12 protein-coding genes are annotated in these 16,401 nt (G+C 77.2%); 9 read left to right on the forward strand and 3 right to left on the reverse strand.

Annotated elements, in window-relative coordinates; all coding sequences use genetic code 11:
• Nucleotides 1–54 precede the first annotated feature (54 nt).
• Nucleotides 55–1,053, reverse strand: a complete 999-nt coding sequence (locus tag ACF1AK_RS08960; RefSeq protein ID WP_391498078.1) for a deoxyribonuclease IV — start codon at nucleotides 1,051–1,053, stop codon at nucleotides 55–57.
• 350 nt (nucleotides 1,054–1,403) lie between these two features.
• Here ACF1AK_RS08960 and ACF1AK_RS08965 point away from each other — a divergent pair, with 350 nt between their 5' ends.
• Both ACF1AK_RS08965 and ACF1AK_RS08970 read left to right on the forward strand, forming a co-directional pair.
• Nucleotides 1,404–2,588, forward strand: coding sequence for a right-handed parallel beta-helix repeat-containing protein (locus ACF1AK_RS08965; RefSeq protein ID WP_391498079.1), 1,185 nt, complete (start codon nucleotides 1,404–1,406; stop codon nucleotides 2,586–2,588).
• A gap of 71 nt (nucleotides 2,589–2,659) precedes the next feature.
• Nucleotides 2,660–3,691 (forward strand): methyltransferase, encoded by a 1,032-nt coding sequence (locus ACF1AK_RS08970; RefSeq protein ID WP_391498080.1) that lies wholly within the window; start codon nucleotides 2,660–2,662, stop codon nucleotides 3,689–3,691.
• Between the two features lie 75 nt (nucleotides 3,692–3,766).
• Here the strand turns inward: ACF1AK_RS08970 and ACF1AK_RS08975 are convergent, their stop codons facing one another.
• Nucleotides 3,767–4,456, reverse strand: coding sequence for a class F sortase (locus tag ACF1AK_RS08975; RefSeq protein ID WP_391498081.1), 690 nt, complete (start codon nucleotides 4,454–4,456; stop codon nucleotides 3,767–3,769).
• Between the two features lie 108 nt (nucleotides 4,457–4,564).
• Nucleotides 4,565–4,990, reverse strand: a complete 426-nt coding sequence (locus tag ACF1AK_RS08980) for a hypothetical protein (RefSeq protein WP_391498082.1) — start codon at nucleotides 4,988–4,990, stop codon at nucleotides 4,565–4,567.
• Nucleotides 4,991–5,242: 252 nt separating this feature from the next.
• Here ACF1AK_RS08980 and ACF1AK_RS08985 point away from each other — a divergent pair, with 252 nt between their 5' ends.
• The 7 genes from ACF1AK_RS08985 to ACF1AK_RS09015 all read left to right on the forward strand — a co-directional run bounded on the left by ACF1AK_RS08985 (nucleotide 5,243) and on the right by ACF1AK_RS09015 (nucleotide 16,371).
• A complete protein-coding gene (locus ACF1AK_RS08985) occupies nucleotides 5,243–5,695 on the forward strand; it encodes a PPOX class F420-dependent oxidoreductase (RefSeq protein WP_391498083.1) in 453 nt (150 codons plus the stop codon).
• A gap of 105 nt (nucleotides 5,696–5,800) precedes the next feature.
• A complete protein-coding gene (locus tag ACF1AK_RS08990; RefSeq protein ID WP_391498084.1) occupies nucleotides 5,801–6,748 on the forward strand; it encodes a hypothetical protein in 948 nt (315 codons plus the stop codon).
• 405 nt (nucleotides 6,749–7,153) lie between these two features.
• Complete coding sequence (locus tag ACF1AK_RS08995) at nucleotides 7,154–8,500, forward strand: MFS transporter (RefSeq protein WP_391498085.1); 1,347 nt, start codon at nucleotides 7,154–7,156, stop codon at nucleotides 8,498–8,500.
• 25 nt (nucleotides 8,501–8,525) lie between these two features.
• Complete coding sequence (locus tag ACF1AK_RS09000; RefSeq protein WP_391498086.1) at nucleotides 8,526–9,845, forward strand: non-ribosomal peptide synthetase; 1,320 nt, start codon at nucleotides 8,526–8,528, stop codon at nucleotides 9,843–9,845.
• Between the two features lie 204 nt (nucleotides 9,846–10,049).
• Complete coding sequence (locus ACF1AK_RS09005; RefSeq protein WP_391498087.1) at nucleotides 10,050–13,292, forward strand: amino acid adenylation domain-containing protein; 3,243 nt, start codon at nucleotides 10,050–10,052, stop codon at nucleotides 13,290–13,292.
• Nucleotides 13,289–14,485 (forward strand): acyl-CoA dehydrogenase family protein, encoded by a 1,197-nt coding sequence (locus ACF1AK_RS09010; protein WP_391498088.1) that lies wholly within the window; start codon nucleotides 13,289–13,291, stop codon nucleotides 14,483–14,485. The genes ACF1AK_RS09005 and ACF1AK_RS09010 overlap by 4 nt, the downstream gene beginning before the upstream one ends.
• Before the next feature lie 41 nt (nucleotides 14,486–14,526).
• The gene (locus tag ACF1AK_RS09015) at nucleotides 14,527–16,371 is read left to right on the forward strand and encodes a non-ribosomal peptide synthetase (RefSeq protein ID WP_391498089.1); all 1,845 of its coding nucleotides are present in this window, start codon (nucleotides 14,527–14,529) and stop codon (nucleotides 16,369–16,371) included.
• Nucleotides 16,372–16,401 lie beyond the last annotated feature (30 nt).

The following is a 16,401-nucleotide window of genomic DNA, read 5'->3' on the forward strand; positions in this document are numbered from 1 at the left end:
GCATGACTCGTTCCAGCCTGCCACCGGGGCCGGGCACCGGCAGCCCGGAGGACGCTAGCCGGGGAGCCCCCGGCCGGCCGGGGCGGCGGCGCGGGCCCGCAGCGCCTTGAGCGCGGCGATGTCCCGGGCATGGCCGGTGCCGTCGCCGCCGTGCTTGCGGTCCGGGGTCTCCACGATCAGCGGGACGCCGGCGGTGGCCGGGTGCTCGAACAGCTCGCGGAACGGCTCGGCGCCGATCAGGCCGTCGCCGATGTTGGCATGCCGGTCCTTGCGCGCGCCGAGGGCGTCCTCGGAGTCGTTGGCGTGGATCAGCCGCAGCCGGTCCGGGCCCGCGGCCTCCACCAGCGCGTCCAGCGTCTCCCGGACACCGCCCGGCGCCGCCAGGTCGTGACCGGCCGCGAAGGCGTGGCAGGTGTCCAGGCAGACCCCGACCCTGGGGTGGCCGTCCAGCGCGTCCAGGTACTCGGCGAGGTCCTCCATCCGCGAGCAGAGCGAGCGGCCCTGGCCGGCGGTCGGCTCCAGCAGCAGCCACGGCGCGTCCTCGCCGAGCGCGTCCAGCTCGTCCAGCAGGGGGCGGACGTCGGCCCGCACCTGTGCCATCGCCTCGGCCCGGCGCGAGCCGCCGTCCGGTGCCGCGCCGACCGCCGAACCCGTGTGCAGCACCACGCCCAGTGCGCCGATCGCGTGCCCGCGCAGCAGCGAGTGGCGCAGCGAGTCGGCCGAGCGCTCGCGGGTGGCGGGGTTGTCCGAGCCGAAGTTGATGAGGTACGGCGCGTGGACGTAGGCGGGGAGCGTCCGCTCGGCGCAGGCCGTGCGGAACTCCTCGTCCTGCGCCGGACTGCCGGCCGGTGTCGCCCAGCCGCGCGGGTTCGCCACGAACACCTGCACCGTCTCGGCGCCCACCCGGCGGGCGTACGCCAGGCCGGTTCCCGCCAGGCCCCGGGCCGCCACCGGCACATGGGCGCCGACGGGGTTGCGGCGGGCGGCCGGGGGCGGCGGGCCCGGGGCGGCGGCCGGGGCGGGGATCACGGGGGCGGGGCCGGTGGTGCTCATGCCTCCGAGGATGGCACGCGCAGCGGGGCGGACGGCACGCCGGGCCTTCCTCCGGCTCCCGCCCGCCGGTCCGGCCGGGGCGCCCGCCGGCTGACGGGCCGCCACCGGCCGCCGGGCCGCCGGTCCGCACCGGGCCGCCGCCGCGCACCGGCCCCGGACACGCCCGGCCCGACGCCCCGTCAGTCCGGCAGCCCAACCCTGGTGGCGGGGGCACCGGCGTGCCCCTAGCGTCGATTCGGCCGACACCCACCGGCCGTCATCCCCCGCTCACCTTGCGTCACCGTGCCGATGGCCCCCACGAGCGCGTCGGGGCTCCCACGCGGCGGCGTGCCAGAAAGAGGTCCTCACTCATGCCCACGCGACGGGTCCACCACCTCGCCGCGGCCACCGCCGCCGCCACGACCGCCCTGACCACCGTCCTCACCGCCGTCGGCGCCGCGCCCGCGCACGCCGCCGGGGAACTGCACGTGGTGCCCCCCGGAGGGTCGATCCAGCAGGCCCTCGACGCCGCCCGGCCGGGCGACGTGGTGCAGCTGCTTCCCGGTGAGTACCGGGGCAGCCTCCGGATCACCACACCCGGCCTCACCCTGCGCGGCGCCGGCCCGGAGAGCGTGATCCTTCCCGCCGAGGCGGCGGACCCGGCCACCGCCGCCGCGCCCGCTGCCGCCGCCGCGGCGGCGCCCCCCGCCGCTGACGCGCCCCCCGCCGCCGCGCCCGCCGCGCCCGCCACCGCCGCCGACCTGGCCGCCGCCTGCTCCGCCGCCGGGCACGGCCTCTGCGTGGCCGGCACCGACGACCGCCCGCTGGAGGGCGTCACCGTCGAGGCGCTCGCCGTCACCGGCTTCCGCAAGAACGGCATCAACGCCACCGGCACCACCGGCCTGACCGTCCGCGCCACCTACGTCCACGACAACGGCCAGCAGGGCATCAGCCAGGAGAAGTCCACCCGGGGCGTGATCACCGCCAACGAGTCCGCCCGCAACGGCCAGTCCGGCGTCTTCCTCGCCAACACCGTGGACAGCGAGGGCGGCGCCCTCTCCGCCGACGGCACCCGGGTCAGCGGCAACCTGCTCACCGACAACCGGATCGGCGTCACCGTGCGCCGGCTGCGCGACCTGAGCATCGAGCAGAACCGGATCCACGGCAACTGCGGCGGGATCTTCGTCGTCGGCGACGAGGGCGTGCCCCGGGCCGGCGCGCTCACCGTCTTCCGCAACCAGGTGCTCGCCAACAACCGCTACTGCCCGCCCAACCCCCGGCTGGACCACATCCAGGGCGCCGGCATCGTCCTCACCGGGGCCGAGGAGACGGCCGTGACGGAGAACGAGGTCCGCGACAACGTCGGCGCCTCGCCGTTCTCCGGCGGCATCGTGCTCGTCCGCAGCGTGGTCGGCGTGGCCAACGCCCGCAACACCGTCGCCGACAACCTCGTGCTCGGCAACGGCCCGGCCGACCTCGCCGACCGCGACACCGGCACCGACAACGCCTTCGCCCGCAACCAGTGCGCGGTCTCCGAGCCGGCCGGCCACTGCTGACCGGTCCGCCCGCCCCCAGCCCTCCGAAGCCCCGCGCCCTCCCGCTCCCGCAGAAAGCAGAGAAACGGTCCATGACCACCGCACCCGCCACCACCCCGCAGGCCGCCATGCGCCTGCGGGAGCTCGTCTTCGGCGCCGCCTGCGCCGCCGCCGTCCGCGCGGCCGCCCGGCTCGGTGCCGCCGACGCGCTCGGCGACACCCCCGCCACCGTCACCGACCTCGCCGCCGACCTCGGCACCGAGCCCCGGCAGCTGCGCCGCCTGCTGCGCGCCCTCACCTGCTACGGCATCTTCGAGGAGCTCGACGGCGACCGCTTCGCCCACACCGAGATGTCCCGGCTGCTGCGCGAGGACGCCCCGAACAGCCTGCGCTACATCTCCCTGTGGTGCACCGAGCCGTGGACGTGGGAGGCCTGGCCGAAGCTGGACGAGGCGGTGCGCTCGGGCCGCAACGTCTTCCCCGAGCTGTTCGGCAAGGAGTTCTTCGACTACCTGCACAGCGACGGGGGCGAGTCCGCCAAGGTCTTCGACAAGGCGATGACCACCTCCAGCCGGCAGTCCGCCGCCGACTTCGCCGCCTACCTCGACCTCACCGGCATCGGCTCGGTGGCCGACATCGGCGGCGGCCAGGGCCATGTGCTCGCCAGCCTGCTGGAGAAGCACCCGGCGCTGCACGGCACCCTGCTCGACCTGCCCAAGGTGGTGGCCGGCGCCGATCCCCGGCTGCGCGACGGCGGCGCGTTCGCCGACCGGGCCCGGCTGGTCCCCGGCGACTGCCGGGAGTCCATCCCGGTGGCCGCCGACCTCTACATCATCAAGAACATCCTGGAGTGGGACGACGGGAGCACCCGCCGCACCCTGGCGAACGTGGTCGCCGCCGCCCGCCCGGGCGCCCGGGTCGTGGTGGTCGAGAACCTCGTCGACGACAGCCCCTCGATGCGGTTCACCACCGCCATGGACCTCATGCTGATGCTCAACGTCGGCGGGGCCAAGCACTCCGAGGCGAGCATGGTCCGGCTGATGACCGAGGCCGGGCTGGACGTCCGCGAGGTCCGCCCGGTCAACCCGTACCTGCACGCCTTCGAGGCCGTGGTGCGCGGCTGACCCGCCCGCCCCGGACGCGCCGCGACCGCCGGTCCCCGAGCAGGGGGCCGGCGGTCGCGTCGACGCCGGAGCCGCTCACGCCGGGCGCGAGGACTCCAGGTGCGCGAAGACCACCACGTTGTCGAGGTAGTCCCGGCGCTTCTTGTCGTAGGTGCCGCCGCAGGTGATCAGCCGCAGCTGCGCGTCGGGCGTCCTCCCGTAGACCCGCTGGTCGGGGAAGGCGTCCTTGGCGAAGGTCTCCACGGCGTCGACCGCGAACACGGCGACGGTGCCGTCGGCCCGCTGGACCTCCACCTTGTTGCCCGGCAGCATCAGGCTGAGCAGCAGGAACACCGCCGGTCCCTTGGTGGTGTCGACGTGCCCGGCGACCACCGCGGCGCCGCGCTCGCCGGGCGAGACGCCGTCGCGGTACCAGCCGACCAGGTTCTTGTCGTCCGGCGGCGGGGCGTCGAGCTGTCCGGCGGGGTTCAGGGCCAGCTCGGTGAAGGGCGCGTCCACGTTGATCTGCGGGATCCGCAGCCTGGTCGGTTTGGCGCGCTTCAGCGGCGGGGCCGCCTCGACCGGTGCGGCGGGTGCGCCCGCGCCCGAGGGGGCGGCGCCGCCCGGCACGGCCGCGGCGGCCGCCGCCGGGGGAGCGGCCTGCCCCGGCACGGAACCGTCCGCCGGGACGGTGTCCACCGAGTTGTAGATCAGCAGCAGACCGACCGCCGCCGCGCCCATGCCCGCGCGCAGCAGCCGGGAGGTACCGGGGACCGGACCGGCCATCGTCGCTCGTACTCCTCTCCGTGGCCCGCCCCGCGCAGGCGCGGGCCCGACATGCCGAAGCGCCGTCCCGCGCGCCTCCGGACGGGAGGCGGCGGGAACGGCGCGGGGTCAGACGGCGGCGCCGGCGGTCCGGCGGCCGCGGCGCAGCGCGACCGCGCCGGCCCCGAGCCCGCCGAGCAGCAGGACCGCGCCGGAGGCGAGGCCGCCGCCGGAGAGCGCGAGCCCGCCGCCGCCGGTGTGCACGCCTCCGTGCGGGGCCTTCTCCTCGCCCTTGCCCTCGTAGCCCTTGCCTTCGGAACCCTTGCCCTCGGAGCCCTTGCCCTCGGACGCCTTCTGCTCCTCGGTGCCGGAGGAGCTCTTCTGCTTCTCCTCCCAGGTCTTCTGGCCCTCGGGGCTGGCGGCCTTCTCCTGCTTCTCCTGCCAGGTCAGGTTCTTGCCCTGGTCGGAGGCGCCATCGGCGTAGGCGAGCGGGGCACCGACGGTGAGGGCCGCGGCGACGGCGGCCCCGGCGAGCAGCGTGCGTGCAGAACGCATGATGATGATCCTTCCGGCGCGGAACCCGCGATCGCCGACACGTCGTCGGCCAGGGGACTCACGGGCGGGCGCCTGATCCAACGTCAACCACGGTGGCGGCGGGTGCCACCGGAAGGCGGCAGTGGCGGCCCGGCGGATGAGCCCTTCGGGTGGAAGTCCCGGGCGTGTTCACCCGAGTGCCCTGGGCGCTCCGGGTGACGTCCGCGCGCGGGGGAGCGGAGTGCGGGGGGACCGGAGGGGAACACTGGACGCATGGTCGAGATCACGAGGGACGTCCGGGAACGGCTCACGGCGGGGCACATCTGGTACGTCGGCACGGTCAACGCCGACGGGTCCCCGCACGTGAGCCCCATGTGGGTGGGGCTGGAGGGGGACCTGCTGCTGTTCAACACCTCCGTCGGGCGGGTCAAGGAACGGAACCTGCGGCGGGACCCCCGGGTCTGCCTCTCGCTGGCCGGGCCCGCCGACCCGTACGACCGGGTGCAGATCCGGGGGCGGGCGGTGCGCTTCGTCGAGGGCGAGGAGGCCGAACGGAACATGGACCGGCTGGCCCGCACCTATCTCGGCGTCGAGCGGTACGGGTGGGGGATCCCGGGGGAGCGCCGGGTGGTCGTGCTGGTCGAGCCGACCAGGATCAGCCGGGTACGGGGGATCGAGCCGCTGCCGCCGGGCGTGCCCGGAGCCACCGCGGCGGACCGTCCCTGAGCACTCCCGAGCGTCCCCCGGGGCGTCGCGCGGGCCCGCCCCGGGGGACCGCCCGCCCGCAGGCGCGTCTATCTTGAGGGGCCACGGACACGAGAGGGGCGGGACATGGGCACGGCCGGTCGGAAGGTGGCCGCCGCGGCGGCGACAGGAGTGCTGCTGGCGGCGGTGGCGGCCTGCGGCTCGGGAGGCTCGGCGCACTCCGGGGACGCGGCGAAGGGCACGGCGGGAGCGTCGGCGAGCCCGGGGGTGACACCCGACGCGGCCACCGCCGCGGCGCCCGTCGGCACTCCCGCGCCCGCCGACGCAACGGCGCCCCCGGCGGCCGGCACCCCGGCGGCCGGCAGCACGCCGCCGGCCGGAACGTCGGGGGGCGCTGCCGGGGCGGGGGGTGCCGGGGCGAACGGCGCGTCGGCGGGCGGCGCGACGGCCCCGGGCGCGTCGACGGGTGCACCGGGCGGCGCCACCACCGGCGGAGGACCGGCGGGTGGCGGAGCGACGGCCGGCGGAGCCACGGCGGGCGGCGGGCAGCCGGCCACCGGCCCCGATTCGGACACCCCGCTGCTCGACTCCACGCTCCTCGCGCAGCTCCTGCCCGACCAGAAGGCGATGACCGGCTGGGAGGAGGAGAAGCGGCGGGTCGACACCGCCGACCACGCGACCACCTGCACCGCCGCCGCGCCGTGCACCGGCAAACCGCTGAGCGGGCAGGCCCGGTTCGGCGCGGGCGAGGTGACCGTGCGCTTCGGCGTCGACACCCTGCCCGGCCGGGCGCAGGCCCAGGACCGCCTCAAGGAGGCGTACGCGGCCTACGGCGACACCACCAAGTACGGCCCGGCGGACATCGGCCCGCTGGGAACGGAGAGCCGCGCCTTCCAGGGCCAGCTCGCGGGCCGCGACGGCGTGGCGGTCGTGCTGCGCTCGGGCACGGTGGTCGCGACCGTCACCACCGAGGGCGGCCCGGTCGACCCGGCGGGCACCCGGCGGCTCGCCGCGATGCTGGTCGCGCGCATCGAGCAGGCCCAGGCGGGCCGCACCCCCGACGCCGGGCTCTGACCCGACGCCGGACCCCGACTCGGCCCCGCAGCCCCGCAGCCCCGCGGCCCCCGGACCGGACCCCGGTCCGGGGGCCGCGCGCGTGCGGCTACCACGTCCGGGCCGCCGCCAGGTGACGTAGCGTCAACACCTCTTGTGTTCCGGCCAAGTTGAGGATGGCCGTCCGCTGGCGCGAAAACAGTGGTCCGCATATCGGACGTAGAATTGGACATTCCGCCACCGAAGGCCGGTCGGCGCGTCACCGCTGGTCGCGGCCGTGGGGGCGGGCGACGGGCCGGGAGCGGCGGTGCGGACCGGGCGCGCACGGAGGCCGGGGCCGGCGGTCGGATCCGGTCGATCCGGACGGGGGCCGGAATCCGGCCAGCCGGTTGCCCGGTAGCGAAGCGGTGACCGAGAGTCGAACCGATGAACGACAAGCCCTCCCCGTCCCGCACCGGTCCGCCGGCCCGCCGCGACTTCCGGCTCCTGCTGTCCGGAGCCGTCGCGGCGCAGGCGGGCAGTCAGGTCACCCTGGTCGCCCTGCCGCTGGTGGCGGTGGTGGAACTCGACGCCACGCCGTTCCAGGCCGGACTGCTGACGGCCGCCGAGACCGCCGCCTTCCTGCTGGTGGGCCTGCCCGCCGGCGCCTGGCTGGACCGGATGCGCAAACTGCCCGTGCTGGTGCGCGCCGACGTGCTGCGCTGCCTCGCCGTCGGATCGATCCCGGCGGCCGCCGCGCTGGATGTGCTCGGCCTGCCCCAGCTCTACCTGGTGGCCCTGGTCACCGGTGTGGCGACGGTCTTCTTCGACGTCGCCCACCAGTCCTTCCTGCCGGTGCTGCTGCCGCGCGAGCGCCTGGTGGCCGGCAACGGCGCGATCGAGACGGTCCGCTCCTCCGCCCAGATCGCCGGGCCCGGCCTCGGCGGCGGCCTGGTCCAACTGCTCGGCGCGCCACTGGCGATCGTCGCCGACGCGGCCGGCTACCTGCTCTCGGCGGCGCTGCTCGCCCGGATCCGCGCCGAGGAGGCGCGGCCCGTGCCCGAGCCCGGGCGCTCGCTGCGCGCCGACGTCGCCGAGGGACTGCGGTTCGTGACGCGGCACCCGCTGCTGCGGGTGATCGCGGCCACCACCGCGCTGTCCAACCTCTTCGGCGCCGTGCTGATGGCGGTGCAGACCGTCTTCTGGGTGCGGGTGCTGGAGCTGTCGCCGGCCGCGATCGGGATCCTGCTCTCGGTCACGGCGGTCGGCGGCCTGGCGGGTGCGCTGTGCGCCGGGCGCCTGGCGGCCCGGGTCGGGCAGGCCCGGCTGATCCGGCTCGCCCCGCTGGTCACCGCGCCGTTCGCGCTGCTGTGGCCGCTGGCCGACGGCCCCGCCGGGGCGGTGCTGTTCGCGGTCGGCGGGGTGGCGGTGCTGTTCGGCGCGGTGGTCTACAACGTCGCCCAGGTGAGCTTCCGGCAGGGCCTCTGCCCGCCCCGGCTGCTCGGCCGGATGAACGCCACCATGCGTTTCCTGGTCTGGGGCACCCTGCCGCTCGGCGCCCTGCTCGGCGGCGCCGTCGCGGACGCGGCCGGCCCGCGCGCCGCCCTCTGGCTCTGCGCGGCGGGCTTCCTGGTGGTGCCGGTGCCGCTGCTGCTGTCGCCCCTGCGCGGCCTGCGGGACCTGCCGCCCGCCCCGGTGGACCCGGCCCCGGGCGACGACGGTCCGGCTGCCGACGGTCCGGCCGACGGGGCCGCCGGCGCGGACGCGGACCCCCTGGACATCCGAACGCCCTGAACCGACCCGAAGCGGAGACCCTCCCGTGCATTCCAGCATCACGGCCGCCTACCTCGCCCGCTACCGGTCCCTCGCCCGCGCCTCCGGGGCCGCCCCGGCGGGGCTGCTCCCGCTCACCGGCGCCCAGCGCCGCTTCCTGATCACCCGGCACCGCGACCCGCACGTCCGGACGGACGTCGTCCCGCTGTTCTTCGCCTTCCCGCGCGGCACCGTCGACCCGGCCCGGCTGCACCGCGCCGCCGTCCGGCTGGCCGCCCGGCACCCGGCGCTGCGCGGCGGGTTCACCGTGCTGCGCGGTACCCCGGTGCTGCGGCCCGGCGAGCCGTCCGTCGAGGTGGCCCGGATCGCGGCCGGGGCGGCGCACCGCCCGGACCACCCCGACGGCCCGGCCCGGGCGGCGCTGCGCCGGGCGCTGCTGGAGCGGCCCGCCGACGGACCGGCGCTGCGCCTGCTGCTGGCCGCCGGGCCGGGCGACGAGGAGGAACTGCTCGCCGTCGCCCTGGACCACGCCGCCTGCGACGAGCAGTCGCTCGGCCTGGTCACCGAGGGGCTCACCGTCGCCTACGCCGCGGACGACGAGGCGCCGGGCGTCGTGCGGGACGACGGCGTCGAGGCCTACCGCGCGGCGGTGGAAGGCCAGTTGGCCGCGGAGGCGAACGCCGTGGGCGAGGCCGCCCGGGCCCACTGGGCCGGCCGGCTCGGCGCCCTCGCCGAGCCCCCGCGGGCGGCCGGCAAGGCCGGCGCCGCCCGGTCGACCGGCATGCTCGCCGAGCGGCTGCCCGCGGTGACCGGCGCCGCCCGCGGCGGCGTCTTCCCCGCCCTGCTGGACGCCGTCGCCACCGCCGCGCACCGCCTCGGCGACGGCGGCGGCCGGGTGCTCGCGCTCGGCTACCCGTGGGGCGGCCGCCCGGCCGGGGCGGCCCCCGTGCTCGGCTGCTTCCTCAACACCCTGGTCCACCCCGCGCCGCCCGGCCCGCCCCGGGACCTGGACGCGCTGGGCGCCGCCTGGTGGGACGACCTCGACCACGCGGACACCCCGTACGACGAGGTGGTGCACGCCGCCCGCTCGGCCGGGGCGGGCTGGTCCGGCACGCTCGACGGCCTGCTCACCTTCGAGGACCTGCACCGCCGCCCGCCGCTGGTGCTCGACGGCGTCACCGGGCGGGAGGTCCACCTGGCCGGCCGTCCGCTCGCCGCACCGCTCGCCGTCTCCGCCTCGCACGGCGAGGACCTCTTGGTGCGGCTGGCCTGGGACCGCGAGCGGCACCCGCAGGCCGCGGCGGAGTCGGCCTTCGCGGACCTGCTCGCCACGTTGCGCCGCCACCTCGGCGCAGCGGCGGTCTGATCCCGCCGGTCCCGCCGGCACGCCCCACCGTCCCCTCGTCCCCTCGTCCCCGTCTCGCCCTGCCCGCGCGCCGTCCCGGTGCGCCCCGACCACCCCGCCGCGCCCGCCACCACCCCCGGCGCGCCCGGCCGGGGCGGGCTCCACGCTGCCCGCCCCTGGCACCGTCGAACCCAACAACCACCTGACACCACAAGGAAGTTGCCCATGTTCGAACTGTCCTCCTCGCAGCAGATCGTCTGGCTGCACGAACAATTGCTGCCCGGTAGCCGCGCCTACAACTTCACCGCCGCCCTGGACCTCTGGGGTCCGCTGGACACCGAAGCGCTCCGGGCCGGCCTCACCGCCGTACTCGCCCACCACCCCGGACTGCGGCTCGAACTCGTCGAGCAGGCCCGGGGACTGCCGCTCCAGCGGGTCGGCACCCCGGGCGGGCCGCGGCTGCGCACCAGCGACCTGAGCACCGCGCCCGACCCGGAGGCCGCGTTCCGCACCCTGCTCGCCGCCGAGGCCGAGGAGCCGCTGGACACCACCGAGGCCCCGCTGCTGCGCTGGCACCTCGCCCGGCTGGGCACCGACCACCACCGGCTGATCCACGTCGAACACCACCTGGTGCACGACGGCCACTCCTTCGCGATCCTGCTGCGCGACCTCTTCACCGTCTACCGCGCCCACGCGGGCGGCACGGCCGGCGCCGTCACCCTGCCCGCCGCCCCCTCCTACGAGGACCACGTACGCGCCGCCGGCGCCACCCGGCAGGCCGACCGCGAGCGCGGACTCGCGTACTGGACACGCGAGTTGGCCGATGCCCCGGTCGACCTCGCGCTGCCCGGACTGGCTCGCCCCGGTGCCCCGCGCCGCCACCGCGGCGGGCAGTTGCGCCAGTCGGTCGGCGCCGACCTCGCCGAGCGGCTGCGCGAGCGCGCCAAGGCCGACGGGCACACCCCGTTCTCCACCCTGCTCACGCTCTTCGCCGAACTGCTGCGCCGCCACAGCGGCCACCGCGAACTGGTGGTCGGCACCGCGGTCGGCAACCGCCCGCCCGGCTTCGAGGGCACCGTCGGCATGTTCGTCAACACCGTGCCGCTGCGCCTGCGGCTCGACCCGGCCGCGCCCGGCACGGAGGCGGTGGACGAGGTGACCGACGTGCTGTTCCGCGCCCTGCCGCACCAGGACGTGCCCGTCCAGGAGCTGACCCGCGCGCTCGGCCGGCACACCGACGGCGCCGGGAACCCGCTGTTCACCGTGATGTTCAGCGCGCACGACGCCCCGCTGCCCGACGTCCGGGTGCCCGGTCTGGAGATCTCGCTGTACGAGGGGTTCAACACCGGCACCACCCGCTTCGACCTCGATGTGGTGCTGCTGCCCGACGACCGCCGGGTGGTCGGCGAGAAGCACGGCGCGGCCGGGATGACCCTGATCTGGGACTACGACGCCGACCTCTTCGGCGAGCCGGTCGCGGCCCTGCTCGCGGAGCGGCTGCTCGACCTGCTGCGCGGCTACCTCGACGGACCGGACGCCCCGCTCGCCGACCTGGCGGCCGGCCCCGCCCCGCAGGAGCCGGCCACCGGGACCGTCCCCGCGCCGGCCGTCCCCGAGCCCGCCGGCCTCGACCCGGCCGCCGCCCACGACCCCACCGCGCTCGCCCTGCTCGCCGGCTCCGAGCGCCTGACCTACGGCGATCTCGACCGCCGGGTCGGCGAACTCGTCGAGCGCCTGCGCGCCGCCGGGGTGACCCCCGGGCAGCCGGTCGCCTCCGTCCTTCCGCGGGGCGTCGACAGCGTCGTCGCCCTGCTCGCCTGCCTGCGCCACGGCGCGGTCCACGCGCCGCTGTCCGCCGAGGACCCGCAGGCCCGGCTCGCCCTGCTGCTGGACCGGCTCGCCCCCGCGCTCGTCCTGGCCACCCGGCAGAGTGCGCTCGCCCTGCCCGCCGCCGTCACCCCGGCGCTGCTGGACGGCCCGCCGTTCCCGAAGGCCGGACCCGCCGCCGTGCTCGACGGCGCCGCCTACCTCATCCACACCTCCGGCTCCACCGGCGTGCCCAAGCCGGTCCTGGTCGGCCGTGACGCGCTCGCCCGCTGGACCACCGCGATCGCCGGCCGCTACGGCCTCCGCCCCGCCGACCGGGTGCTGCTGTTCGCCCGGCCCTCCTTCGACGTGGCGCTGGAGGAGGTGCTGCCCTCGCTGGTGGCCGGCGCCGCGCTGGTGGTGCCGCAGCGCGAGGTGCCGACCGGGCCCGAGCTGGCCGCCGTGCTGGCCGCCCGCGGCGTCACCGTCGCCAACCTGCCCACCAGCTACGCCCTCGCCGTCCGCGCCGAGCTGCGCGAGGCGCTGGCGGACGGCCGCTGGACCCCGCGGCTGCTGGTCCTCGGCGGCGAGCGGCTGCCCGCGCGCGCCCTGCGCGGGCTGGTCGGGGGGACCGAGGGCACCGACGGGACCGACCGCGCCGCCGGAGCCGCCGGAGCCGCAGGCCCCGCCGTCACCGTCCTCAATGCCTACGGCGTCACCGAGGCCACCGTCACCTCCACCGTGCACGAGATCACCGCCGCCGACCTCGCCGCCGAGGGCGGGGACGCCGCCGAGATCCCGCTCGGCACCGAACTGCCCGGCGTCCGGGTCCACGTGCTGGACACCGCCGGGCAGCCGCTGCCGCCCGGCGCCGTCGGCGAACTCGCCATCGGGGGAGCGCTGCTGGCCGACGGCTACCCGGGCCTGCCGGAGGCCACCGAGGCCCGGTTCACCACCCTGCCCGAGTTCGACGGCGAGCGGGTCTACCGCACCGGCGACCGCGGCTACCGGGGTCTCGACGGCCGGCTGCGCTTCCTCGGACGCCAGGACAACCAGGTCAAGCTGCGCGGCTTCCGGATCGAACTGGAGGAGATCGAGGCCGCCGCCTCCGCCGAACTCGGCGGCCGCTCCTGCGCCGTCGTCCTGCACCGGGACGACATCACGGGCCCGCGCCTGCTCGGCTTCCTCGACGGCGGCCCGCAGCCCGACCAGGCCGCCCTGCACGCCGCGCTGTCCCGCCGGCTGCCCGCCGGCCTCGTCCCCGCCCACTGGACGGCCCTCGACGCCATGCCGCTGCTGCCCGGCGGCAAGCCCGACCGGACGGCCCTCGCCCGGCTGGCCGCCGCGGCGCCCGGGCCCGCCGCGCAGAACGACGGGTCCGCGCAGAACGACGGGTCCGCGCCGGGCGACGGCGCCGCGCCGCAGCAGCCCTTCACCGACCCCGGTCAGCGGCTGCTCGCCGAGGCCTGGCGCGAAGTGCTCGGCCATGACCGGTTCACCGCCGGCTCGCACTTCTTCGAGGTCGGCGGCCACTCGCTGCTCGCCGCCCGGCTCGCCGCCTGCCTGGAGCCGCGCCTCGGCGGCCGGCCCGCGCTGCGCACCCTCTTCCAGCACCCCGTCCTGGCCGACCAGGCCCGCGTTCTGACCGGAGTCCAGCAGTGACCACCAGTGCCGTGCGCCTCTCCGCGCCGTCCGCCGTTCTCGAAGCCGGGCAGCGGGAGCTCACCGCCGCTTTCGAGAGCTTCGTCCGCCGCGAACTCGAACCGCTCGCCGCCGAGTTGGCGGAGAGCGCCGACCAGCCGCCGGCCGATCTGCGGGCCTATGTGCGCAAGCGCTCCGCCGCCCTCGGCTTCTACGCGGGCGACTACCCCGAGGAACTCGGCGGCGCCGGCATGCCGTTCACCGCCGTCGCCCAGCTCCACCACGCCGCCGGCCGCAGCGGCTGCCCGCTCGCCCCCTACGCGCTGGCCGGCTCCGACGGCCCCAGCCCGCTGCTGCGGCACGGCACCCCCGAGCAGATCGAGCGCCACCTCGTCCCGCTGGTGCGCGGCGAGCGCACCCGCTGCCTCGCGCTCACCGAACCGCAGGCCGGCTCCGACGCCTTCCGGCTCACCACCACCGCCGTGCGCGACGGCGACGGCTGGCTGCTGAACGGCCGCAAGACCTTCGTCAGCAACGCCGACCGGGCCGACCTCGCGCTCGTCGTCGCCGCCACCGACCTCGGCGACGGCGCCGGGCCGACCGCCGGTGCCACCGCCTTCGTCCTGCCCATGGACCACCCCGGGCTGCGCCTCGGCCAGCGCTACGAGGGCATGTCCGGCGAGCCGCTGTTCGAACTCACCCTCGACCGGCTGCACGCCCCCGCCGCCTCCGTCATCGGCGGCGAGGCGGGCGTCGGCGCCGCCACCGGGCTCGCCATGGACAGCCTCTCCCGGGGCCGCCTGGTGGTCGCCGCGATGTGCAACGGCATCGCCGAGTACGCGCTGCGCCTCGGCGTCGAGTACGCCCGAGAGCGGCGGGCCTTCGGACAGCCGATCGGCGACTACCAGCACATCCAGGAGCACCTGGTGCGCACCCGCGCCGAGGTGGAGGCCGCCAAGCTGCTCACCCTCGCCTGCGCCCGGCTGGTCGACGACGGCACCGAGGCTCCCGAGAACGCGGCGCTCGCCAAGCTGACCTCCTCGGAGACCGCCGTCCGGGCCGTCGACCGCTCGCTCCAGGTGCACGGTGCCACCGGCTGGGTGCGCGGCCATCCGCTGGAGTACCTCTACCGCCACGTCCGGATGACGACCATCATCGAGGGGACCTCCGAGGTCCAGAAGGTGATCGTGGCCCGGGCCATGGGCCTGGGCTGACCCCGTACCGACGACCATCGACCGACGTCCGGAGGACTGACATGACCACCAGCCCGGCCCGCCCCGTGCCCGCGCCGCTGCCCGGCCTCTCCGTCGCCCACGGCCGCCCGCACCACGACGGCGCCGTCCTCGACCTGTTCACCAGCTGGGCCCGCCGCACCCCGCACGCCCCCGCCCTGATCGACGGGGACCTGACCCTCGGCTACGCCGAACTCGACCGCCTCGCCGATGACGTGGCCGGGCAGCTGGCCGCACACGTGCGGCCCGGCGACCTCGTCGGCCTCTGTCTCGACCACTCCGCCGCCCTGGTCGCCGCCACCCTGGCCGTCGCCCGGCTCGGCGCCGTCCACCTGCCGCTCGGCCCGCGCCCCGGCGAGCGCCGGCTGCGGGCCGTCGCCGAACAGCTGCGCCCCGCCTGCCTGATCGGTGACCCGGAGCTGCTGCCGCCCGCCCACCGCGACGGGCTGCACCTCCCGCTCGCGGCCCCCGGCGCCCGGCGGGCCGTGGCCGCCTTCGCCGCCCCCGCCGGGGAGGCCGCCGCCAGGGCCCCCCGGGGAACCCAGTACACCGTGCTCACCTCCGGCTCCACCGGCCTGCCCAAGGCCGTCGCCGTCGGTCAGACCGCGCTCGGCGCCCTGCTCGCCTGGTACCGCGAGCTGACCGGCCTCGGCCCCGGCGACCGGCACAGCCTGCTCATCGGCGTCGCCTTCGACCCGCACCTGATGGAGCTGTGGGCCGCCCTCGGCTCCGGCGCGGCGCTCGTCGTCGCCCCCGAGGCCGTCCGCTGGGACCCGGCCGCGCTCACCGACTGGTGGCGCACCGCCGGCATCACCGTCGGCGTGCTGCCCACCCCGCTCGCCGAACCCGTCCTGGACCGCCCCTGGCCCGCCGACCTGCCGCTGCGCCACCTCATGATCGGCGGCGACCGGCTGCGCCGGGCCCCCGGCCCGGACGTCACCGCGACCGTCCACAACGCCTACGGCCCGGCCGAGGCCACCGTGGTCACCACCGTGCACACCATGGCCCCCGGCGACGGCCACGGCACCGGCGCGCCGCCGATCGGCCGCCCGGTCCCCGGCGCGATCGTCCTGGTGACCGACGAGAACGGCCACCCGCTGCCGCTCGGCGAGGCGGGCGAACTGCGGATCGGCGGGCAGGGCCTGGCCATCGGCTACCTCGACGCCGGGCTCACCGCCGAGCGCTTCGTCTCCGCGCCCGACGCGGTCGACGGCACCGACCGGGTCTACCGCACCGGCGACCGGGTCCTGATGCGCCCCGACGGGGTGCTGGAGTTCCTCGGCCGGCTGGACGACCAGGTCAAGGTGAGCGGTGTGCGGATCGAGCCGGCCGAGGTCGAGGCCGCCCTCGAACGCGACCCCCGGGTGCGGCGCGCCGCCGTCGTCGCCCGCCCGGCCCCGGCCGGCGGCGGCGCCCAGCTGCTCGCCTTCGTCCAGCCCGCCGCCGGGGCCGGACCGGCGGACGGTGCCCCGCTGCTGGAGGCGGTACGGCCCTGGCTGCCCGAGCAGGCCGTACCGGGGGTCCTGCGGCTGGTCGACGCCTTCCCGCTGGACGCCAACGGCAAGATCGACCGGGCCGCCCTGCTGAAGGCCGAGGAAGCGGCCGCCCAGCAGGACGGCCGGCCCGCCGCGGAGGTGACGACGCCCACCGAGCGGACCGTGCTGCGGCTCTGCCGCGACCTGCTCGGGCACACCGCTCTCACCCTCGACGACAACTTCCTGGACGCGGGCGGCACTTCGGTCACCGCGGCCCGGCTGCTGGCCGCCCTGGAGGAGGAGTGCGGGGTGCGGCTGCGCGCGTCGCAGCTGCTGCGCCAGCCCGACCTGCGGGCCGTGGCGCTCCTGCTCGACGAGCGGGCCACCGGCTGACCCGCCGCGCCGCGCCGCCCCTCCTCCCGA

The organism is Kitasatospora sp. NPDC015120 (genome assembly GCF_043080305.1).
Lineage (GTDB): Bacteria > Actinomycetota > Actinomycetes > Streptomycetales > Streptomycetaceae > Kitasatospora.

What these genes read in the sequence shown, in the direction of transcription:
- ACF1AK_RS08975 (WP_391498081.1), bottom strand. Translation starts at nt 4,456, where the DNA reads ATGGCCGGTCCGGTCCCCGGTACCTCCCGGCTGCTGCGCGCGGGCATG.
- ACF1AK_RS08965 (WP_391498079.1), top strand. Translation starts at nt 1,404, where the DNA reads ATGCCCACGCGACGGGTCCACCACCTCGCCGCGGCCACCGCCGCCGCC.
- ACF1AK_RS09015 (WP_391498089.1), top strand. Translation starts at nt 14,527, where the DNA reads ATGACCACCAGCCCGGCCCGCCCCGTGCCCGCGCCGCTGCCCGGCCTC.
- ACF1AK_RS08990 (WP_391498084.1), top strand. Translation starts at nt 5,801, where the DNA reads ATGGGCACGGCCGGTCGGAAGGTGGCCGCCGCGGCGGCGACAGGAGTG.
- ACF1AK_RS08970 (WP_391498080.1), top strand. Translation starts at nt 2,660, where the DNA reads ATGACCACCGCACCCGCCACCACCCCGCAGGCCGCCATGCGCCTGCGG.
- ACF1AK_RS09005 (WP_391498087.1), top strand. Translation starts at nt 10,050, where the DNA reads ATGTTCGAACTGTCCTCCTCGCAGCAGATCGTCTGGCTGCACGAACAA.
- ACF1AK_RS08980 (WP_391498082.1), bottom strand. Translation starts at nt 4,990, where the DNA reads ATGCGTTCTGCACGCACGCTGCTCGCCGGGGCCGCCGTCGCCGCGGCC.
- ACF1AK_RS08985 (WP_391498083.1), top strand. Translation starts at nt 5,243, where the DNA reads ATGGTCGAGATCACGAGGGACGTCCGGGAACGGCTCACGGCGGGGCAC.
- ACF1AK_RS08960 (WP_391498078.1), bottom strand. Translation starts at nt 1,053, where the DNA reads ATGAGCACCACCGGCCCCGCCCCCGTGATCCCCGCCCCGGCCGCCGCC.
- ACF1AK_RS08995 (WP_391498085.1), top strand. Translation starts at nt 7,154, where the DNA reads ATGAACGACAAGCCCTCCCCGTCCCGCACCGGTCCGCCGGCCCGCCGC.